We start from the raw sequence: 19923 nt of genomic DNA on the forward strand, positions 1-19923 counted from the left end.
CGTGGTGTGCCCGCGCCACGCCCCGTCACTGCGTACGGTCACGGACCGGGCAGCACCTTTCGCAAAGCTGCGTTCTGCTATAGGCAGTTAGCCTGCGCTGGCACTGCCCGGCCGATCGATCCAGCCAATCCAGCCGACGATGACGACAGAGACAGACGCGGTTCAACGCAGCGACGACAGGGGGGTGGATCAGCCGTTGGCCGAGCAGCTGTGCACGCACGACTGGAGCGCGACGCCGCTTGGCCCGCGCGAGACGTGGCCGCAGAGCCTACGCACCGCCATCGACGTGATGATGGCATCGGGCCACGCGATGTGCCTGGCCTGGGGTCCCGATCGCACCTTCCTCTACAACCATGCCTATGCCCCCATGCTGGGCGCCCGCCATCCGACCGCGTTCGGCGCCCGCTTCGAGGATGTCTGGGCGGATGTGTGGGCGGAGATCGCCCCGCTCGTCGATGCGACCTTCCGCGGAGACACCGCGACCTTCCAGAACATGCCGCTGGTGATGACGCGCAACGGCTATCCGGAGGAGACGTGGTGGACCTTCTCCTATTCGCCCGTCCGGGACGAAAGCGGTGAGGTCGCCGGGCTGCTCAACGTCACGCTGGAGACGACCGGCGCCGTGCTGGCCGAGCGCGGGCGCGACGAGGCGGTCGCCGGCCTCCGCCGCAACGAGGCCAAGTGGCGCCGCCTGTTCGAGACGCTGGCGGAAGGCTTCATCCTGGGCGAGGTCGTCCGCGATGCCACGGGGCGGATCGTCGACTGGCGCTACGACGAGGTCAACGACGCCTGGTACGATCTGGTCGGCATCCCGCGCGGTGGCGCGGTGGGACGCACGATCCGCGCGGTGTTTCCCGGCATCGAGGATGCATGGGTGGACGAGATCGCGCAGGTCGCGGATGCCGGGGCATCGCTGCGCTTCACCCGCCAGGTCGGCACGCTCGGCCGGTGGTACGATGGCGTCGCACAGCCTGCCGGCGACGATCGCTTCACCATCATCTTCACCGAGGTGACCGATCGCGTCCTGCGCGAGCGCCGGCAGGCGGCGATGCTGGCGTTGAGCGACCGGCTGCAGCACGAAACGTCGGTCGAGGCGATGGCGCTTGCCGCCAGTGCGGTGCTGGGCGAGGCATTGGGCGCGGACCTAGTCGGCTATGGCGATGTCGATGCCGCGGCGGAGACGATCACGGTGGAGCGCGACTGGACGGCCACCGATGCCGTTTCGCTCGCCGGCACGGTCCGGTTCCGCGATTTCGGCTGCTATGTCGACGATCTGAAGGCCGGGCAGACGGTGGTGGTCGGCGATTGCCGGCACGATGCGCGCACGCGCGACCATGCCGAGGCGCTGGAGGCGCGCAGCGCCCGTGCCTTCATCAACACGCCGGTGATCGAGCGCGGCAGCTTCGTGGCGCTCCTCTACGTCAGCAGCGCCTCCCCGCGCGAATGGACGGAGGAGGAACAGCAGTTCATCCGCGACGTCGCCTACCGCCTGCGCAGCGCGGTGGAGCGGCTGCGCGCGGTGGAGCAGCAAGAGATCCTGAACGGCGAGCTGTCGCATCGCATCAAGAACACGCTGAGCGTCGTGCAGGCGATCGCGATGCAGACGCTGGCCGGCAAGGCGGACGATGCGGCGGTGGAGGAATTCGGCAGCCGCCTGAAGGCGCTGTCCTCCGCCCACGACGTATTGCTGACCCGCAGCTGGTCCGCCGCCACGCTGGCCGACGTGATGCGCGCGGCGCTGGCGAGCTTCGCCAGCGAGCGGGTGCGGCTGGAGGGCCCCGACCTCTGGATCAGCTCGCGCGCGGCGATGTCGCTGTCGCTGCTGCTGCATGAGCTCGCCACCAACGCCGCCAAATATGGCGCGCTGAGCGTCGCCGAAGGGCATGTCGCGATCGACTGGGCCGTGCAGGGCGACGGGGATCAGGCCGTGCTCGCCATGCGCTGGCGGGAGCGCGGCGGGCCGCCGGCGACCGAACCGACCCGCCGCGGCTTCGGCTCGCGGATCATCCGCATGGGCCTGATCGGCTCAGGGGGCGTTAAGCAATGCTATGATACCGATGGTTTGTCGGTCGAGATGAGCGCGCGCCTGGATCAGGTGCAGCAGGCCTGACGCGGAAGAGCCACGAAGGATGGGTCAGTCACAGTCGATATCGCGCCTGCCGGTGCTCATCATCGAGGATGAGCCGGTGCTGCGCGTCGATGTCATCGACATGGTCGAGCGCGCCGGTTTCGAGGCGGTGGAGGCGATGAGCATCGAGGAGGCGATAGGCATCCTGGAACGGCGCACCGATATCCGCATCGTCTACATGGACCTCGACATGCCACGCGGCGTGCGCGGCATCGAAGTCGCCGCCGCCATCCGCCGCCGCTGGCCGCCGATCGAGATCGTGCTGACCGCCGCGGGTTTCCACGAAGCGGACCTCGACCTGCCGGTACGCGCGGAATTCCACCCCAAGCCGATCAACCGGGCCGCCGTCGTCGCGGCGATGCGCCGCATGGCGGGGCACCTGCCCGGCTAAGACCAATCGACATGCAATCCTTCCCCCGCCAGGGGGAGGACGGCTGCCGGCTGCGGGTGAAGGCGCATGCCAACCCGGCATCCTTCGTCACCCCGGACTCGTTCCGAGGTCCACCGTGCCGCAAAACCCATAGCGTATGGGTGTGCGGCACGGTGGATGCCGGACCAAGCCCGGCATGACAGAGGATTGAAGATAACAGACCAGATCGCCCACAGGCGATAGCCCTGCCACCAAGGCGCCAGGCCCGATCGACATCCAAGATGAGGGATCCTCTTAATCCTCCCACGCCAGGGGCGGGATTGGATGTCGATCAGCTCTGGCATACCCGCGGCGCCGGGCGTCGCGCGGTGCGTGGCGGGTCCTCGTCCGGATCGGCCGTATTGACGAGGTTACAACATCACATGCATAGGCGCGGCCATTCCCTGCCCGGCACGACCGCCGGCGGTTTGAGTGAGGATATATCGTTTTGCGTCATGCCATGCGCGCCGCTTCGCGGGTCGCCGCCGTTCCCTTCGCCGTAGCGCTCACCTGCTCGCCGGCACCGGCGCAATTGGCCGAGGACGGCCATCCCGAAGACGAGCGCGAGGAGATCACGGTCACCGGCGTCCGCCAGTCGTACCGGGGCACCTTTGCCCTGCGTGAGATCCCGCAGGCGATCGCGACGATCGACGACCGGGTGATCGAGGAAAACACCATCCTGCGCCTGACCGATGCGCTCGACCTCAACGCCTCGGTCAATCGCCAGAACACGCTCGGCGGCCTGTGGGACAGCTTCTCGGTGCGCGGCTTCGCCGGGGACGAGAACCTGCCGAGCGGCTATCTGGTCAACGGCTTCACCGCCGGTCGCGGCTTCGGCGGGCAGCGCGACGTGGCGGGGATCGAGCGGATCGAGGTGCTGAAGGGGCCGTCGGCGGCGGTGCTGGGGCGCGGCGAGACGGGCGGTTCGATCAACCTCGTGACCAAGCAGGCGCAGCTCGGCCGCACCTTCGGCACGGCGGCGCTGCAATATCGCAGCTTCGGCACCGTGCGGGCGGAGGGCGATGCCAATCTGGCGCTGACCGGCAACCTGACGGCGCGGCTGATCGGCTATGCCGAAGAGGGCGACACCTTTCGCGACATGGTGCACCAGACGCGCTGGGGCCTGCTGCCCTCGTTCGGCCTCGGCCTCGGCAAGGCGACCCGGCTGACCTATGATTTCGAGTGGACGCATGTCGCCGTGCCGTTCGATCGCGGCATCGTGGTGCTCAACAACGATTTCCGCACCGTGCCGCGCTCGCGCTTCCTGGGCGAGCCGGGCGACGGCGACACCGTGACCCGCGCCATCGGCCACCAGTTGCGCCTCCAGCACGATTTCAACGATCGCTGGAGCCTGCTGGTCGGCGCCAGCCATCGCGACACGCGGCTGAACAGCTTTTCCTCCGACGCCGAAACCGCACGCGCGCGGCAGAAGCTGTACGTCGACGGCCATTCGCTGTCGCGCCAGCGCCGCTCGCGCCGCTACACGTCCGAACATAGCGTATTGCGCGCGGAGGTGTCGGGCGAGTTCGAGACGGCGGGGCTGCGCCACCGCCTGCTGGTCGGCGGCGACTTCGACTATTTCGACACCGACCAGCTGTTCACCCGCTATCGCGGGCCGGTGGTGACGGCGACGACGACCGACCGCGCCGGCTATGTGCTCGACCTCGACGACCCGGTGTACGGCCGTTTCCCGCCACCGGTCACCACGCCGATGTTCGACCGGCTCGACGTGCAGCGCACCGCCGGCGCCTATGTGCAGGACCAGATCAGCGTGACGGGGCGGCTGCAGCTGCGTGTCGGCGGCCGCTACGACGATATCCTGCTGCGCGTCGACGATCGCCTGCTGAAGACGCTGGGCCGCCGCCGGAACGGCCGGTTCAGCCCGCAGGCAGGCGTGGTCTATGCGCTGAGCACGCCCGTATCGCTCTATGCGACCTATGGCGAGGGCTATCGCGCCAACATCGGCGCCGATGCGGCGGGCGCCGTGTTCGCGCCGGAGACGAGCCGGTCGATCGAGGCGGGTGCGAAGCTCACCGCGTTGGGCGGGCGGCTGACCGGCACGCTGTCCCTCTACCAGCTCGACAAGTCCAACGTGCTCGCCACCGACACGCTCAACCCCGGCTTCGCGGTTGCGATCGGCAAGGCGCGCAGCCGCGGCGTCGAGCTGGACCTGAACGGGCGGCTGCCCGGCGGCATCGACCTGCTCCTGAGCTATGCCTATACCGATGCCGAGGCGCGGTCGCGGGTGCTCGACCCCAATTTCTCGTTCGAGATCAAGCCGGGCGATCCGCTCATCAACATTCCCGACCACAATCTCAACGTGCAGGCGGCCAAGCACCTGACGTTCGGTACGCGGGGCGCACTGCTGGGCGGCGGCGTGCAATATGTCGGCCGGCGGAACGGCGAGACGGGCACGGCCTTCACGTTGCCCGCGTACACGCTGGTCCGCGTCTTCGGCCAGTTCGACCTGACGCCGCGGCTCCAGCTGTTCGGCGCCGTCACCAACCTGTTCGACAAACATTGGTATGCCAACAGCTACGTGCCCGTGTGGGTGCAGCCGGGCGCACCGCGCACCGGCACGATCGGCCTGCGCGCGCGCTTCTGACGCGCGCGGGAACGGCGATCTGCTGGCTTGATGCAGGAAAAGGAGAGCCTGGATGCCCCGTGAGGATTCGAACCTCAATTGACGGAGTCAGAGTCCGTAGTCTTACCTTTAGACGACGGGGCAACAGGAGGGCGCGCATCTAGGCGGGGGCGCGGGGGCTGTCAACGCGATTCGCACCTCGGCTTGTCGCACGGCCCGGTCCACGCTACCTAGGGGGCAAGCACCGAGCGGGTATCGTCCCGCGACGGCAGAACAGAACAGAGAAAGTCACCACGGCTATGGGGGATCGATCCGCCCGAACGCCGTACCGGCAGGAGCCCCCTGCCCGTCCGGCGCCGATGCGGCCGCAGCGCGGTCGCTGGTCCGATGCGCAGGCATTCGCCGCGCTGGACCTCGGCACCAACAATTGCCGGCTGCTGATCGCGCGGCCGCAGGGCGACGGCTTCGCGGTCGTCGATGCCTTTTCGCGAATCGTCCGGCTGGGCGAAGGCCTGGCGGCGACCGGGCGGCTGAGCGACGCCGCGATCGAGCGGACGATCGCCGCCCTGCGCGTCTGTGCCGACAAGCTGAAGCGGCGCAACGTCACGCTCGCCCGCTCGGTGGCGACCGAGGCCTGCCGCCGCGCCAGCAACGGCCCGGACTTCATCGCCCGCGCCTATGAAGAGACGGGCATCCACCTCGACATCATCTCCGCCGAGGAAGAGGCGCGGCTGGCGGTGCTCGGCTGCCATGCGCTGATCGAGCCGGGCGACGACCCGGCGCTGATCTTCGACATCGGTGGCGGATCGACCGAGCTGGTACTGATCGACACCGCGCGCGGCACGATGCCGCGGGTGCTCGACTGGCATTCGTCGCCCTGGGGCGTCGTGTCGCTGACCGAAAGCGCCGGGGGCGGCGAGGGCGAGGACGGCAGGCTCGCCGCCTATGAACGGATGCGGGCCATCGTCGCCGACAGCTTCGCCGGCTTCGCCGCGCGGCTGCCGCGCAACGTCGCCCGGCCGCGGCTGCTGGGCACCAGCGGCACGGTGACGACGCTCGGCAGCGTGCACCTGGGCCTCAGCCACTACGACCGGACGCAGGTCGACGGGCTGATCGTGCCGGCGGATGCGATGCGGCGGATCAGCACCGACCTGTCGCGCAAATCGGTGCGCGAGCGGGCGCAGCTCGCCTGCATCGGCACCGAGCGCGCCGATCTGGTGGTGGCCGGCTGCGCGATCCTGGAGACGATCCTGGACCTGTGGCCCGCCGAACGGCTGGGCATCGCCGATCGCGGCATCCGCGAGGGCATCCTGCGACGCTTGATGGGGAGTCCCCGACCGTGAGCCGTGATGGTGGAGGCCTGCGCACGCGGGTGAAGACGGCCCGCGGCCGCACCGCGCAATCGACGCGCTGGCTGGAGCGCCAGCTGAACGATCCGTACGTCAAGCGGGCGAAGGCGGAGGGCTATCGCAGCCGCGCGGCCTATAAATTGCTCGAACTCGACGAGCGGTTCGGCATCATCCAGGGCAAGCGGCGCGTCGTCGACCTCGGCATCGCGCCGGGCGGCTGGAGCCAGGTGATCCGGCGCCGCATCCCCAAGGCGAGCGTGGTCGGCATCGACCTGCTGCCGGTCGACCCGATCGATGGCGTGACGATCTTCCAGATGGACTTCATGGACGATGCCGCGCCCGATGCGCTGATGGAGGCGCTGGGCGGCGCGCCGGACCTCGTGCTGTCCGACATGGCCGCCAACACCGTCGGCCATCCGCAGACCGACGCGCTGCGGACGATGGCGCTGGTCGAGACGGCGCTCGCGTTCGCGGTGGACGTGCTGGAGAAGGGCGGCACCTTCGTCGCCAAGGTCTTCGCCGGGGGTGCGGATGCGCAGCTGGTGGCGGAGATGAAGCGCAACTTCGCCAGCGTGAAGCACGCCAAGCCGCCATCGAGCCGCAAGGGATCGGTGGAATGGTTCGTGGTGGCGCAGGGGTTCAAGGGCAGGTCAGCGGATCAGCAGGGCTGATCCGCGCCGCGGACCTACCCCGGCCAGCGTCGCGGCACGCGACGACTGACGACGCGGCTTTGCCGCGGCGGGTACGCGGCCGTCCTTCCGCACCTCAAAGGCCGTGCGAATCCATGGGTCCCGGCGTTCGCCGGGATGACGGTGGCGATCGCTACTCGCTGTGGGGTTACCCACAATGCTGGCGGAAGAGCAGACCAGGCATCAGCGTGGTGCTCGCGGAACCGCCCCCTCCACCATTCGCCTCGGCGAACGGTCCCCCTCCCCCGCTAAAGCGAGGGAGGATTATCCAAACGCAAACGACGCGGCGAAGCCGCGTCGTCAGTCGGGCTTGGCAGCCCACTGGCCGGCATTCGGCGACCGCGGATCAGCCACGCTGATCCGCTGCCTCATGCTTAGCCGTCGTAATCGGCGCCCAAATTCTGGTTGCGCGGCGGCGCGGCGGCGGTCAGGCGCAGTGCTTCGGCCGAGGCCGACAGCGAACCGACGGCATCGACTTCATCATCGTCGTCGATCTGGACGCGCTGCAGGCTGTTCACCACCGCCTCTTCCAGATTGTCCGGCCGGACCAGCTCGTCGGCGATCTCGCGCAGCGCCACGACCGGGTTCTTGTCGCGATCGCGATCGAGCAGGAGTTCCGCACCGCCCGAGATCTGACGCGCGCGCTGCGCGGCGAACAGGACCAGGTCGAAGCGGTTGGGGATCTTGTCGACGCAATCCTCGACAGTTACGCGCGCCATGGACGCTTTCCTTCGCAAATACCGATGCAGTGAAGGCGGGGACCTAAGCGTGGACAGCGGCCAAGTCAAGAAAATCGGCTTGTGCGGCGCCGGCCCAGCCCCCACAGCATCGCCGATGGACGCGCCCGCCACCCAGCCGACCTTCGATGTCGACGGCAATCGGCTGACGCTGCTCGACACCGGGCCGCGGCGACTCGATGCACTGCTCGCCCTGATCGAAGGCGCGAGCGAAAGCCTGCGCATCCTCTATTACATCTACGCCGACGATGCGACCGGCCGGCGCGTCAACGCCGCGCTGATCGCGGCGGCGGAGCGCGGCGTGGCGGTGGCGCTGATCGTCGACGGGTTCGGCAGCGAGACGGACGAGGATTTCTACGCCCCCCTGCGCACGGCGGGCGTCTCGGTGTGCCGCTTCTCGCCGCGATTCGGGCGGCGCTACCTGCTGCGCAACCACCAGAAGCTGGCGCTGTCGGATGCCGGCGCCGAGGGGCAGCGGATCATCGTCGGCGGCTTCAACGTCGAGGACGATTATTTCGGCACGCCGGCCGAGCAAGCGTGGCGCGACCTCGGCCTGCTGATCGAAGGGCCGGCGGCGGGTCGGCTGGCGGGCTATTTCGACGCGCTGCACGATTGGTTGCAGAGCCCCAAGGGCCGCGTCCGCCCGCTGAACAAGGCGCTGGCACGGTGGAGCGAGAGCAAGGGCGCGACGCGCTGGCTGATCGGCGGGCCGACGCGGCGGCTGTCGCCCTGGGCGCGGGCGGTGCGCGACGACCTGAAGCGCGGCAAGCGGATCGACATCATCGCCGCCTATTTCACGCCGTCGCCGACGATCCTGCGCCGGCTGGACAGGGCCGGGCGGCGGCGCGCCAAGGTGCGGGTGGTGACCGCCGCCAAGTCGGACAACAATGCGACGATCGCGGCGGCGCGCTTCACCTATGCCGGGCTGCTGCGCAAGGGCGTGCAGTTGTTCGAATACCAGCCGACCAAGCTGCACACGAAATTGTACGTGATCGACGATGCGGTGCATGTCGGTTCGGCGAATTTCGACATGCGCAGCCTGTTCATCAACCTCGAACTGATGTTCCGCGTGCAGGACCGCGCCTTCGCCGACCATGTCCGCGGCTATGTGGAGGGTGAGATCGCGCGGTCGCAGCCCGTCACCAAGGCGTGGTACAAGGCGCATACCGGCCCGGTGCAGCGGGTGCGGCAGTTCTTCGCCTACCTGCTGATCGCGGTCGTCGATCCCAGCGTGTCGCGCGGATTGAATTTCGGCATCGACGACTGACGGGGCAGCACCACCACCTCGCCCAACTGCGGGATGTGTGCCACCATGCGATCCAGCGGTTCCCCGGCCAGCCAGGTGCGGATCGCCGCGATCGGGCCGCCATGGGCGACGACCAGCGTGTCGCCTGCCGTGGGCAGCGCCTGCCACGCCGCCTGGACGCGGGCGGCCAGATCGGCGCCGGTTTCGCCGCCGCCGGGACGGAAACCCGCGGGATCGGTCATCATGCCATCCATCAGGTCGCCGGTCTCGCGCCAGATCGCATCCCAGCTTCGCCCCTCCCACGTCCCGAAATCGCGTTCGAGCCAGCGTGGATCGGCCGCGATCGGGCAGCCGACCAGGGCGGCGACCCGATCCGCCAGCTGCCGCGTGCGCCGGGCGCCGGAATGGACGATGCACGCCGGCGCCTGCGCAGCGAGCGCGACCGCGAGCGTGCGCGCCAGCGCGGTGCCGGCGCGGCTCCAGCCCATCTCCGATCGGCCGTAGCAGCGCCCCGCCCAGGCTTTAGCCACCGGCGGGTGGCGGACGAGCAGGACCCGTGCGGTCATGCGGCCGCCGTGGCGAGCAGCACCGTCAATTGCCCCATATAGGCGGCGAAACCCAGGCAATCGCCGGTGCTGCCGCCGATCCGGGCGCGCAGGAACCGGGCGAGCCAGAGGAGGAAGACGGCGCCGATCATCGCGCTCGCCACCAGCGCCATCGGCCGCAGCCAGAGCAACGGCAGCACGCCGGGCAGCGTCAGGCCTACGGCGAGCGCCACCCGTGCGCGCGGCAGGCCGCTGCCGATCCGCGCCGCAAGCCCCTCCCCGTCCGCCGGCGGCGGCACCAGCGCGGCGAGCAGCACCGCCCATAATCGCCCCATGCTCGCGGCGGCGACGATGCCAACGAAGGCCCATGCGGGCGGCAGCGCGACGATCGCGGTGAGCCGCACGCCGACAGCGAGCACCAGCCCCGATGTGCCATAGCTGCCGATCCGGCTGTCGCGCATGATGCGCAGCGCATCCGCGCCGCGCGCGGTGCCGCCGAACGCATCGCAGAAGTCGGCAACCGCATCCTCATGGAATGCGCCGGTGAGCAGCGCCTCCACCACCAGCGCCAGCAGTGCGGCGACCAAAGGCGGCCACAGCAGACCGGCGACAGCGAAGATGGTAGCGGTGACGACGCCGATACCGGCGCCGACCAATGGAAACCACGCCATCGCGCGCGACAGGCCGTCGCGCGCCGCCTCCGCCGACAGCCGGTCGAGCCACGGCACCGGCAGCCGGGTGAGGAACTGCACCGCCAGCAGCGGCGGCGCCCAGAGCGGCGCACGCAGGCTCAATCGCGTCGATCCGCGCCGATCGCATCGAGCCGCGCGACATCGCCGAGCAGCGCCGCGGCGGCATCGAGCAGGGGCAGCGCCACCAGCGCGCCGCTCCCCTCCCCCAGCCGCATACCCCAGTCGAGCAGCGGCGCGAGCCCGAGATGCGCCAGGGCGGCGCCATGCCCCGGCTCGGCAGAACAATGGCCGGCGATCACCGCGCGTGCGGTGCCGGGCGCCAGCCGTTCGGCGATCAGCGCTCCGGCGGTCGCGACATAGCCATCGAGCAGCAGCGTCGCGCCGCGTGCGGCTCCACGGGCGAAGAAGCCGGCCATCGCCGCGATCTCGTAACCCGCCACGGCGGCGATGGCGGCGCGGGGATCGTGATCGAGCAACGGACGCGTGCGCGCGACCGCGGCCGCGACGATGCGCGACTTGGTCGCCATGACGGTCGCATCCGCACCGGCGCCGCTGCCGACCGCCTCTGCCGCAGGAGCACCGGCCAGCAGCGCGGTCAGCGCCGCGGCGGGGGTGGTGTTGCCGATCCCCATCTCGCCGGCGATCAGTACGGCGGCCCCATCGTCGACCGCGCGCTCCGCCTCGTCCGCGCCGATCCCCCAGGCGGCATCGAAGCCGGCTGCATCCATGGCAGGCCCATGCGCGAGACTGGCGGTACCCGGCGCTATCCGCGCCGATCGGTAGAAGGCAGGCGGATCGGCGGGTGCCGGGGCGGCGACGCCGACATCGACCAGCCGCAGGTCGCAACCGTGCGCCGCCGCCAGGGCGTTGCTGGTGGCGCGGCCGGCGAGGATGGTCGCGACCATCAGCCCGGTCACATCGGACGGCCAGGCCGACACGCCGTCGGCGACGCAGCCGTGATCGCCCGCGAACAGCACGAGGCGGCGCGGGCGGGTGCGCGGATCGAGCCGTTGCTGCGTCAGGGCAAGTCGCACCGCCAGCGCCTCCAGTCGGCCGAGGCTGCGCCGCGGCTTGGCGAGGGCGTCGAGATGCGTCCAGATGTCGTCTTCGGTCATGCGGCTTCCCCGGCGAGCGCGATCAACGCATCGATATCGACCACGCGGTCCAATGTCGCGGCGATGGCGTCGAGCGCGGCGTCGATCACCGTGACGCGATCGAGCCCGTCCGATGCCGCGCCGAGTTCCGCGACCAGCGCCGCGCGGGCCTCCGCCCGGTCGAACAGGCCGTGGAGGTAGCAGCCGGCGATCCGTCCATCGTCCACCGACGTGCCGTCGACGCGCCCGTCGTCGAGATGCAGCCACGGCGCAGCGCCGTCTGCAACGGTGGTGACACCGGCGTGGATTTCGTAGCCGGCGATGCGCGCACCGGAGGCGGCGAGGCGGCCGGTCACCGCGCGCGTCTGCTTGGCTGCGGTAAGGACGGTATCGACCGGCAACAGGCCGAGCCCGGCGACCGTCCCGGCCGGTCCCTCCAGCCCCAGCGGGTCGGCGATCGTGCGGCCGAGCATCTGGTAACCGCCGCAGATGCCGAGCACGCGTCCGCCGCGGCGGACGTGCGCGGCAAGATCGCCATCCCAGCCCTGCGCGCGGAAGAAGGCGAGGTCGGGGATCGTTGCCTTGGTCCCCGGCAGGATGACGAGCGCCGCGTCGCCGGGCAGCGGCTGGCCCGGCGGGATCATCATGAGGCGCACGCCGGGTTCGTGGGCGAGCGCATCCATGTCATCGAAATTGGCGATGCGCGACAGCATCGGCACCGCGATCAGCGGCCCGGCACCCGTCCCGCCGTCACGCCCAAGCGCCACTGCATCCTCAGCCGGCAGTCGCGCCGCATCGGCCAGCCAGGGGACAACGCCGAGGCTCGGCCAGCCGGTCCGGGCGGTGATCGCGGCGAGGCCGTCGTCGAACAGGCTGAGATCGCCGCGGAACTTGTTGACCACGAACCCGCGGATCATTGCCGCATCCTCGGGATCGAGGACGGCATGGGTGCCGACCAGCGATGCGATCACGCCGCCGCGATCGATATCGCCGATCAGCACCACCGGCACGCCCGCTGCGCGCGCGAAGCCCATGTTGGCGATGTCGCCGGCGCGCAGGTTGATCTCGGCCGGCGAGCCGGCGCCTTCGACCACGACGATATCGGCGGCATGCGACAGGCGGCGATAGGCGGCGAGCACCTCGGCGAGCAATTCGGGTTTGCGGCGGCGGTAGTCGCCCGCCGCCAGCGTGCCGCGCACGCGGCCGGCGACGACCAGCTGCGCGGTGCGGTCGCTCTGCGGCTTGAGCAGGACGGGGTTCATGTCGACGCCGGGGGCGACGCGCGCAGCCATCGCCTGCAACGCCTGCGCCCGACCGATCTCGCCGCCGCCCGCCGCCACGGCGGCGTTGTTCGACATGTTCTGCGCCTTGAACGGGCGGACGGTCAGGCCGCGGTTGGCGAGTGCGCGGCACAAGCCGGCGACGAGCACCGACTTGCCGACGTCCGATCCCGTGCCCTGCAGCATCACCCCAGCCATGCGAGCGCTCCGACCAGGCACCACAGCAGGAGGCAGGCGATGCGATAGACCCGCAGGGCGCGGGCGAGGTCCGCAGCATCGGGCGCGGCGCCGGTGCCGAGGATCGCGCGCGGCGCCGGCTCGCCATCGTAGCATACCGGGCCGCCCAGCCGCCGACCGAGCGCCCCCGCCATCGCCGCCTCCGGCCAGCCGCCGTTGGGCGAGGCGTGATGCGGCGCATCGCGCAGCATCGTCCGCCACCCGCGCCGCCCGGCGCAGCAGATCAGCACGCCCGACAGGCGCGCCGGCAGCCAGTTGACGAGGTCGTCGGCGCGCGCCGCCGCCCAGCCGAAGCGGAGGAGGCGCGCCGTCCGGTGGCCGATCATCGAATCGGCGGTATTGATCGCCTTGGCCGCGAACAGCCCCGGCAGGCCGGCGACGAGGAACCAGAAAGCGGGGGCGACGACGCCGTCGCAAAAGCTTTCCGCCAGGCTCTCGATCGCGGCGGTGGCGACGCCCGCCTCGTCCAGCGCCTCGGTATCGCGCCCGACGATCATCGCCACCGCCGCGCGTGCTGCCGGGAGGTCGCCGCGCGCGAGCGGCACCAGCACGGCGGCGACATGATCGTGGAGGCTGCGCTGGGCCAGGCCGGTGGTGCCGATCGCGACGATGGCGATCGGCCCCCAGCCGTCGCCCGCCAAGCGTTCGATCGCCAGGCCGACCCCGACCGACAGCGCGACCAGCAGCAGCAGCAGCGCCACGCCCCCGCTCCGCTGCCGCCACGCGCCGCCGTGGTTCCAGCCGCGCTCCCCTGCCGCGATCAGCGCGCCGACGGCCATCACCGGATGCGGCCACGCCCGCGGATAGCCGAGTGCAGCCTCCGCGATCAGCATGGCGAGCAGCGGCGCGGCATGGCTCACCGCGCCAGCGGCAGGATGAAGCGCTGCCCCGCCGGGGTGACGCCGATCTCCACCGCGACGCCATAGGCCTCGGCGATGCGCGGCGCGGTCAGCACCTCCGCCGCCGCGCCCGCCGCGACGACGCGGCCATCGCGCATCAGCACCGCATCGTCGGCGATGCGCGCGGCGAGGTTGAGGTCGTGCAGCACCAGCACGACTCCGCCACCCGCCGCCGCGACGGCGCGCAGCCGGTCGGCCACGTCGAGCTGGTGCGCGGGGTCGAGGCTGGCGAGCGGTTCGTCGGCGAGCAGCCAGTCGGGCTCGCCCGCCAGCACGCGCGCCAGCAGCGCCCGACCGCGCTCGCCGCCGGACAGGCGCTCGACACCGCGGCTCGCTAGCGCCGTCATGTCCGTCGCCGCGAGCGCCTGCGCCACCGCGGCGCGATCGGCATCGGTTTCGCCCCAGCGGCCCCGATGCGGCAGGCGGCCGAGGCCGACCAGGGTCGCGACGTCGATGTCCCAATGGACGTCGGCGGCTTGCGGCAGCAGGCCGATCGCCCGCCCGCGCGCACGCCGATCCAGCCCGCGCACCTCTGCGCCATCCAGCGTCGCCCGCCCGCCATCGGGTGCGCGCAGCCCGGCGAGGCAGCCGAGCAGCGTGCTCTTGCCCGCGCCGTTCGGCCCGAGCAGCGCCGTCACCCGCCCGCGCCGGAAGGCGAAGCTGACGTCGTCGAGCACCGGCCTGCCGCCGAGCGACAGGCACAGGCCTTCGGCGGCGAGCACGCTCATGCGAGCCTCCGGCGCATGGCGATCAGCAGATAGAAGAAGAAGGGGCCGCCGAGCATCGACATGGCGATGCCGAGCCGCAACTCGCTGACCGTCGGCGCGATCCGCACCAGGCTATCGGCGATCGTCACCAGCAGCGCGCCGGCCAAGGCGGAGGGCAGCAGGATCGCCGAGGGCCGGCTGCCGGCGAGCGGGCGGACCAGATGCGGCACCATCAGCCCGACGAAGCCGACCACGCCCGCCGCCGCGACCGCCGCGCCGACGGTCAGCGCGATGCCGGCGATCACCACGCCTTGCAGGCGGCCCGGATCGACGCCCATCGACCGCGCCGCCGGTTCGCCCAGCGTCAGCGCATCGAGCGAGCGCCCCGTGGTGCCGAGCAGCACCGCCCCCACCGCCATCAGCGGCAGGGCGACCTCGACATCGTTCCAGCTGCGATCGGTCAGCGCGCCCATCAGCCAGGTGACGATCTGCGATGCGACGAACGGCGTCGGCGCAAGGCTGATCGCGAGCGCGGTCAGCGAGCCGGTGATGCTGGTGAGGATCATGCCGGCGAGGGTGAAGAGGATGAGGCTGCCCGATCGGCCGGCGATCACGGCGAGCAGCGCCATCGTCGCGGCGGCACCGGCAAGCGCGAAGCCGGGCAGCAGCCAGGCCTGCGCCGCATAGCCGAAATAGAGCGACAGCACCGCCCCCAGCGCCGCGCCCGACGACACGCCGAACAGGCCCGGATCGGCCAGCGGATTCCGCAGATAGCCCTGCATCACCGCCCCCGACAGGCCGAGCGCGGCACCGACCAGCAGCGCCAGCGCGGTACGTGGCAGGCGCAGTTCGACGATGATGATCGAGCGCGGGTCGGCGGCGGTCCAGGCATCCCACGGCACCCACACCTTGCCCGCCGCGACCGACAGCGCGGCGGCGAGCAGCAGCAGGACGACGAGCGAAAGATTGAGCCGGGTCATGCTCCCATTCCTTTGCGCACCTGGCGCAGCCGCGCCATCGCCGCGATGATCGTCGGGCCGCCGCAGTTCATCAGCCGGGCGGGATAGGGCGCGATCCTGATCCGCTGCCCCAGCGCCCGCACTGCCGGGTGCGAGGTCAGCCGGTCCTCGCCGACTTCGGCCGCGCCTACCGACAGCAGCACGCGCGGCGGCGTGGCGATCAGATATTCGAGCGGCAGCACGTCCCATTTCTTGAGGCCATAGGTGGCGCTCATGTTGCGGAAGCCGGCGCGGGTCAGCAGGTCGTCGGGCAAAGTGCCGCCGCCCGGCACCAGTCCTCCCGATTGCCAGATCAGCGCCGGCACGCGTGCCCCCCGCACCGGAGTGGCGGCCGCCGCGATGCGATCGGCCAGATCCTCGCCGCGGGCGGGGTGGCCGGCGATCCGCGCGATGTCGCGCACCTGCGCCTCGCTGTCGGCGACCGTATCCGGCACCGGATATTGCACCAGCTTGATATGCATCCGTTGCAGCGCGGCGATCGTCGCCGGTTCGACGTGCGGGCCGGTGATGACCATGTCGGGGGCGAGTGCCACCACCTCCTCGGCGGTGCCCGACGTGGCGCGAAAGCGGCGCGCCTGGGCAAGCGGGATTGAGGTCGCGCGTGGGTCTTGCGAATAGTGGCTGATGCCGGCGATCTGCTCGGGATCGGCGACCTGCATCAGCACGGCGTCGATACATGGGTTGATCGACACGATCCGCGGCAGGTGCGGCTGCGGCGGCGCGGCGGAGAGCAAGGGCAGCGCGGCAAGAGCGAGCAGGCGGCGCATCAATATTCGACCCCCTTCTGCGCCTTGAACCCGGCATGGTAGGGGTGCTTCACCTCGGTGAAGTCGGTGACCAGGTCGGCGATCTCGAGCAGCGCGGGCTTGGCGCCGCGGCCGGTGATGCAGATGTGCTTGGTGAGCGGCCGCTCCTTCAGGAACGCCACCACCTCGTCGATCGGCAGCGTGTCGTCACGCAGCACGATGTTGAGTTCGTCGAGGATGACGAAATCGAACGCGGGATCGAGGATCATCGCCTTGGACCGTTCCCACGCGGCACGCGCGGCGGCGATGTCGCGCGCGCGATCCTGCGTGTCCCAGGTGAAGCCCTCTCCCATCACCTCGAAGGTCGCGAGGTCGGGGTGCGCCTCGAAAAAGGTGCGTTCGCCGGTTTCCCACTTGCCCTTGACGTATTGCAGGATGGCGACCTTCAGCCCCCAGCCGATGCTCCTGATCGCCATGCCGAAGGCGGAGGAGGATTTGCCCTTGCCGTTGCCGGTGTGGACGATCAGCAGCCCGCGTTCGAGCGTGCGACGCGCCTGCATCTTGGCACGGGCGGCGGCAAGGCGCGCCATGCGGGCGTTGTGGCGGGCGTGTTCGTCGGGCGTATCGGTCATCGGGAAAACGACTCCAGGGCAGCGGCGAGACGGGCGAGCGCGGCGGCACCGCGTGGCAGGCCGATGCGCAGCTGGTCGGGCGCGTCGGCGAAGGGACGGGTCAGGATGGCATGCCGCGCCAGTGCCGCAAACAGGTCGTGCGCGCGTGGGTGTGCGACCAGCCGGAACAACGACGCGCTGCCGACGATCGTCAACCCTGCATCGCCGAGCAGGCGGTCGAGCATCGCGCCCGCCTCCACGATCCGCGCCTGCTGCCTGGCGCGCCAGGCGGCGTCGCGATAGGCGGCGGTGCCGATCGCGATGGCGGGCGCGGTGACGGGCCAATCGCCCAGCATCGCGCGCAACCGGTCCGCAACGGTTCGGCCGGCGATGACGAAGCCCAGCCGCAATCCGGGCAGGCCATAGAATTTGCCGAACGAGCGCAGCACCACCAGCCGGTCCGACGCCTGCGCGGCGAGCCCCGGTTCGGGATCGGCATAGGCTTCGTCCACCACCACGATCCTGTCGCGCGCCAGCGTGCGCAACAGTGCCGGATCGGTGACGCGGCCATCGGGATTGGCGGGGCTGGCGAGCACGATGAGGTCGCAACCAGCGACCGCGTCCGGCGTGACGTGCGGGATCGCGGTCGCATGCGGCCACGCCGCGGCGTGACCGGCATAGCCCGGCGTCAGCACGGCAGCACAGGTTGCACCCAGCAAAGGCGCCAGCAGCCGCATCGCGAGGTCGGTGCCCGGCACCGCCACCACGCATGCGGAATCGGCAACGCCGAATGCCTGTGCCGCCGCCGCTTCCAGCGCGGCGAGCTCATCCGGTTCGGGCAGCCGGTCGAGCGCCGGCTGCACCGTCTCGGCCGGCCAGCTCCACGGCGCGATGCCGGTCGACAGGTCGATCCAGTTCTCGCCGCCGAAAGCCGCGCGCGCCGCCGCCACCCGTCCGCCATGGGCGGTGAAGGTGGCGAGGACGGATGCGTCGATCATCAATAGGTCAGCCGGATGCCGCCAAAGGCACCGCGCCCCGGCTGCCCATATTGATAGATCGTCTGATAGCGTTCGTTGAAGGCATTCTCGATACGCCCGTACACTTCCACATGGCGGCCGACCGGGAAGGCGGCGCGCACGTCGGTGATGACGTAGCCGTCGAGGCGGCGCGCATTGGAGGCGTTGTCGAAGCTGTCGCCGACCGCGGTGATCGTCGCGCCCGTGGTTAGGCCGAACGGCCAGCGGTAATCGGCGTTCACCGTGACGCTGTTGTCCGGTCGCCGCGGCAGGGCGCGGTTGAAGTTGGCGGTGCCGGTCGAGCGGTTCCTGGCGTCGAGATAGGTGTAGCTGGCGCTGAAGGTCAGCGCCTCGACCGGGCGCAGCAGCAGCGTCGCCTCGACACCCTGCGCCAGCGCACGCGCGACGTTGTCATAGGTGCCGAACGGCCGTCCGGCGCAGATGCCGGTGAGCGGCGGGGCGCACGAGACGAAGGTGACGAGGTCGAACGAGGTCCGCCGGAAATAGGTCGCGCTCGCCTCGACCGCGCCGCCCAGCGCCTTCTGCGTCACGCCCGCCTCCCAGCCGTGCGAGCGTTCCGGGTCGAGCAGCGCGTTGCCGTATTCGCTCTGCAACTGGTAGAGCGTCGGCGCCTTGAACCCTTCCGAATAGCTCGCGCGGAAGGCGGTGGCGCCGCCGTTGGGCGACCAGACGCCGCTCGCCGACACGGTGGTGGCGCCGCCGAAGATGTTGTGGTCGTCGTGACGGATGCCGCCCGTCGCGGTCAGCCCGGCGACCGGCGTCACCGCCAGCTGGCCATAGACGCTGAAGATGCGCGCCCGGCCGCGTGTCTGCGGACCGCCGTAGCTCGTGGTGGTGAAGCGCGACACCTCGCGCTCGGCACCGAAGGTCGCGAACACCGCGGAGGTGACGTCGGCCGTGCCCTGATATTCGATGCGGTCGTTGCGCCCCTTGCCGTAGAAGGTTTCCTGCGGCGTACCGTCGGGGTCGAAGTTGCGGCGGTTGCTGTCGGTGTGCGCATAGCCGAAGCGGTTGCGCAGGCGGCCGTCGAACAGCGCGGCGTTGAGGCCGGCGTAGCCCGTCCATTGCTCGCTGTCGCCATATTCGCGGCTGTCCCGACCGAAACCGTCGATATCGGTGCGGCCGTTCGAGTAGAAACCGCGCAGATCGACCGATACCGCCGATGCGAGCGCGATGCCGAGGCTGCCGTTGGCGGCATAGTTGCGATAGCCGTCGCGCTCCGTGCCCGGCGCATAGGCGGAGATGCCGTCCGTGGTGTAATAGCCGCCGCCGAGGCTGGCCGAGACGGGACCGGCCTTGCCCGACACGTTGGCGAAGCCCTGCCCCGTCTCGTGCCAGCCGCCTTCGGCGCGGGCGTTGACGCTCAGCTGTTCGGTCGGCTGGCGGGTGATGAGGTTGACGACGCCGCCGATCGCCTGGCTGCCCCACAACACCGACTGGGCGCCGCGCAGCACCTCGATGCGCGCGATGTTGCCGATGAGCAGGTTGCCGAAGTTGAAGCCGCCACCGGGCGAGGAGGGATCGTTCAGCTTGATGCCGTCGATCAGCGCCACCGTCTGGTCGCTTTCCGCACCGCGGATGTTGACCGAGGTCGCGGTGCCGACGCCGCCGTTGCGCGTCACGGTGACGCCCGGCGTCTGACGGAGCAGGTCGGAGACGACCACCGCCTGGCGTTGTTCGATCGTCTGCGTGTCGAGCACCGTCACGGACTGGCCGACGGTATCGGCAGGCCGCGCGGCGCGGTTGGCGGTGACCAGGATGTCGCTGCCGGCATCGGCCGCCTGTTCGAGGCCGGTGGTGGATTGCGCGCTTTGCGCGAATGCGGGCGTCGCCGCCGCGATGCACGGCAGCAGGATCAGATAGGCGTATTTCGTCACGATGGTTTCCCTCGTCGTCGTTCAACAACGGGGACGC

At 70.6% G+C, this 19923-nt stretch carries 18 protein-coding genes and 1 tRNA gene; 6 read left to right on the plus strand and 13 right to left on the minus strand.

All coding sequences use genetic code 11. From position 1 onward, the window contains the following. The first annotated feature begins 184 nt into the window (after window positions 1-184). The 3 genes from AC4GY7_RS15090 to AC4GY7_RS15100 all read left to right on the plus strand — a co-directional run bounded on the left by AC4GY7_RS15090 (window position 185) and on the right by AC4GY7_RS15100 (window position 5142). A complete protein-coding gene (locus tag AC4GY7_RS15090; protein ID WP_491115582.1) occupies window positions 185-2110 on the plus strand; it encodes a PAS domain-containing sensor histidine kinase in 1926 nt (641 codons plus the stop codon). 19 nt (window positions 2111-2129) lie between these two features. Continuing rightward, complete coding sequence (locus tag AC4GY7_RS15095) at window positions 2130-2519, plus strand: response regulator (protein ID WP_491115584.1); 390 nt, start codon at window positions 2130-2132, stop codon at window positions 2517-2519. Window positions 2520-2997: 478 nt separating this feature from the next. After that, window positions 2998-5142 (plus strand): TonB-dependent siderophore receptor, encoded by a 2145-nt coding sequence (locus AC4GY7_RS15100; RefSeq protein WP_491115586.1) that lies wholly within the window; start codon window positions 2998-3000, stop codon window positions 5140-5142. 49 nt (window positions 5143-5191) lie between these two features. Here the strand turns inward: AC4GY7_RS15100 and AC4GY7_RS15105 are convergent. Beyond that, window positions 5192-5265: transfer RNA gene (locus tag AC4GY7_RS15105), tRNA-Gln, on the minus strand. Between the two features lie 155 nt (window positions 5266-5420). On the opposite strand from AC4GY7_RS15105, the gene AC4GY7_RS15110 reads away from it, so the two are divergent. Beyond that, complete coding sequence (locus AC4GY7_RS15110) at window positions 5421-6464, plus strand: Ppx/GppA phosphatase family protein (protein WP_491115588.1); 1044 nt, start codon at window positions 5421-5423, stop codon at window positions 6462-6464. Continuing rightward, entirely contained in the window at window positions 6461-7141 is a 681-nt protein-coding gene (locus AC4GY7_RS15115; RefSeq protein WP_491115590.1) for an RlmE family RNA methyltransferase, read from the plus strand. The genes AC4GY7_RS15110 and AC4GY7_RS15115 overlap by 4 nt, the downstream gene beginning before the upstream one ends. A 392-nt stretch (window positions 7142-7533) precedes the next feature. Here the strand turns inward: AC4GY7_RS15115 and rpoZ are convergent, their stop codons facing one another. Further along, a complete protein-coding gene (rpoZ, locus tag AC4GY7_RS15120) occupies window positions 7534-7878 on the minus strand; it encodes a DNA-directed RNA polymerase subunit omega (protein ID WP_443585427.1) in 345 nt (114 codons plus the stop codon). Between the two features lie 115 nt (window positions 7879-7993). On the opposite strand from rpoZ, the gene AC4GY7_RS15125 reads away from it, so the two are divergent. Further along, complete coding sequence (locus AC4GY7_RS15125) at window positions 7994-9163, plus strand: phospholipase D-like domain-containing protein (protein ID WP_491115592.1); 1170 nt, start codon at window positions 7994-7996, stop codon at window positions 9161-9163. Here the strand turns inward: AC4GY7_RS15125 and AC4GY7_RS15130 are convergent. From AC4GY7_RS15130 to AC4GY7_RS15180, 11 genes are read right to left on the minus strand one after another with little or no spacing between them, the layout of a single operon-like run. Next, complete coding sequence (locus AC4GY7_RS15130) at window positions 9097-9708, minus strand: histidine phosphatase family protein (RefSeq protein ID WP_491115594.1); 612 nt, start codon at window positions 9706-9708, stop codon at window positions 9097-9099. The two genes, AC4GY7_RS15125 and AC4GY7_RS15130, sit on opposite strands and share 67 nt — an antisense overlap. Beyond that, the gene (locus AC4GY7_RS15135; RefSeq protein WP_491115596.1) at window positions 9705-10481 is read right to left on the minus strand and encodes an adenosylcobinamide-GDP ribazoletransferase; all 777 of its coding nucleotides are present in this window, start codon (window positions 10479-10481) and stop codon (window positions 9705-9707) included. Before AC4GY7_RS15135 ends, AC4GY7_RS15130 begins: the two co-directional genes overlap by 4 nt. After that, a complete protein-coding gene (cobT, locus tag AC4GY7_RS15140; protein ID WP_491115598.1) occupies window positions 10478-11494 on the minus strand; it encodes a nicotinate-nucleotide--dimethylbenzimidazole phosphoribosyltransferase in 1017 nt (338 codons plus the stop codon). The genes AC4GY7_RS15135 and cobT overlap by 4 nt, the downstream gene beginning before the upstream one ends. Continuing rightward, entirely contained in the window at window positions 11491-12951 is a 1461-nt protein-coding gene (locus AC4GY7_RS15145) for a cobyric acid synthase (RefSeq protein WP_491115600.1), read from the minus strand. Before AC4GY7_RS15145 ends, cobT begins: the two co-directional genes overlap by 4 nt. Beyond that, complete coding sequence (gene cbiB, locus AC4GY7_RS15150; protein ID WP_491115602.1) at window positions 12939-13850, minus strand: adenosylcobinamide-phosphate synthase CbiB; 912 nt, start codon at window positions 13848-13850, stop codon at window positions 12939-12941. The genes AC4GY7_RS15145 and cbiB overlap by 13 nt, the downstream gene beginning before the upstream one ends. Beyond that, window positions 13847-14617: an ABC transporter ATP-binding protein gene (locus AC4GY7_RS15155; RefSeq protein WP_491115604.1), complete on the minus strand. Its 771-nt coding sequence runs from the start codon at window positions 14615-14617 to the stop codon at window positions 13847-13849. The genes cbiB and AC4GY7_RS15155 overlap by 4 nt, the downstream gene beginning before the upstream one ends. Then, a complete protein-coding gene (locus AC4GY7_RS15160) occupies window positions 14614-15576 on the minus strand; it encodes a FecCD family ABC transporter permease (protein ID WP_491115605.1) in 963 nt (320 codons plus the stop codon). Before AC4GY7_RS15160 ends, AC4GY7_RS15155 begins: the two co-directional genes overlap by 4 nt. Further along, complete coding sequence (locus AC4GY7_RS15165) at window positions 15573-16382, minus strand: ABC transporter substrate-binding protein (RefSeq protein WP_491115607.1); 810 nt, start codon at window positions 16380-16382, stop codon at window positions 15573-15575. The genes AC4GY7_RS15160 and AC4GY7_RS15165 overlap by 4 nt, the downstream gene beginning before the upstream one ends. Next, window positions 16382-16993, minus strand: coding sequence for a cob(I)yrinic acid a,c-diamide adenosyltransferase (gene cobO, locus AC4GY7_RS15170; protein ID WP_491115609.1), 612 nt, complete (start codon window positions 16991-16993; stop codon window positions 16382-16384). Before cobO ends, AC4GY7_RS15165 begins: the two co-directional genes overlap by 1 nt. Continuing rightward, window positions 16990-17970: an aminotransferase class I/II-fold pyridoxal phosphate-dependent enzyme gene (locus AC4GY7_RS15175; RefSeq protein ID WP_491115611.1), complete on the minus strand. Its 981-nt coding sequence runs from the start codon at window positions 17968-17970 to the stop codon at window positions 16990-16992. Before AC4GY7_RS15175 ends, cobO begins: the two co-directional genes overlap by 4 nt. After that, window positions 17970-19886: a TonB-dependent receptor plug domain-containing protein gene (locus AC4GY7_RS15180; protein WP_491115613.1), complete on the minus strand. Its 1917-nt coding sequence runs from the start codon at window positions 19884-19886 to the stop codon at window positions 17970-17972. Before AC4GY7_RS15180 ends, AC4GY7_RS15175 begins: the two co-directional genes overlap by 1 nt. Window positions 19887-19923 lie beyond the last annotated feature (37 nt).

This window comes from Sphingomonas sp. SP5, from assembly GCF_058313455.1.

What these genes read in the sequence shown, in the direction of transcription:
- AC4GY7_RS15095 (WP_491115584.1), top strand. Translation starts at nt 2,130, where the DNA reads ATGGGTCAGTCACAGTCGATATCGCGCCTGCCGGTGCTCATCATCGAG.
- AC4GY7_RS15100 (WP_491115586.1), top strand. Translation starts at nt 2,998, where the DNA reads ATGCGCGCCGCTTCGCGGGTCGCCGCCGTTCCCTTCGCCGTAGCGCTC.
- AC4GY7_RS15110 (WP_491115588.1), top strand. Translation starts at nt 5,421, where the DNA reads ATGGGGGATCGATCCGCCCGAACGCCGTACCGGCAGGAGCCCCCTGCC.
- rpoZ (WP_443585427.1), bottom strand. Translation starts at nt 7,878, where the DNA reads ATGGCGCGCGTAACTGTCGAGGATTGCGTCGACAAGATCCCCAACCGC.
- AC4GY7_RS15125 (WP_491115592.1), top strand. Translation starts at nt 7,994, where the DNA reads ATGGACGCGCCCGCCACCCAGCCGACCTTCGATGTCGACGGCAATCGG.
- AC4GY7_RS15130 (WP_491115594.1), bottom strand. Translation starts at nt 9,708, where the DNA reads ATGACCGCACGGGTCCTGCTCGTCCGCCACCCGCCGGTGGCTAAAGCC.
- cobT (WP_491115598.1), bottom strand. Translation starts at nt 11,494, where the DNA reads ATGACCGAAGACGACATCTGGACGCATCTCGACGCCCTCGCCAAGCCG.
- AC4GY7_RS15145 (WP_491115600.1), bottom strand. Translation starts at nt 12,951, where the DNA reads ATGGCTGGGGTGATGCTGCAGGGCACGGGATCGGACGTCGGCAAGTCG.
- AC4GY7_RS15155 (WP_491115604.1), bottom strand. Translation starts at nt 14,617, where the DNA reads ATGAGCGTGCTCGCCGCCGAAGGCCTGTGCCTGTCGCTCGGCGGCAGG.
- AC4GY7_RS15160 (WP_491115605.1), bottom strand. Translation starts at nt 15,576, where the DNA reads ATGACCCGGCTCAATCTTTCGCTCGTCGTCCTGCTGCTGCTCGCCGCC.
- AC4GY7_RS15165 (WP_491115607.1), bottom strand. Translation starts at nt 16,382, where the DNA reads ATGCGCCGCCTGCTCGCTCTTGCCGCGCTGCCCTTGCTCTCCGCCGCG.
- cobO (WP_491115609.1), bottom strand. Translation starts at nt 16,993, where the DNA reads ATGACCGATACGCCCGACGAACACGCCCGCCACAACGCCCGCATGGCG.
- AC4GY7_RS15175 (WP_491115611.1), bottom strand. Translation starts at nt 17,970, where the DNA reads ATGATCGACGCATCCGTCCTCGCCACCTTCACCGCCCATGGCGGACGG.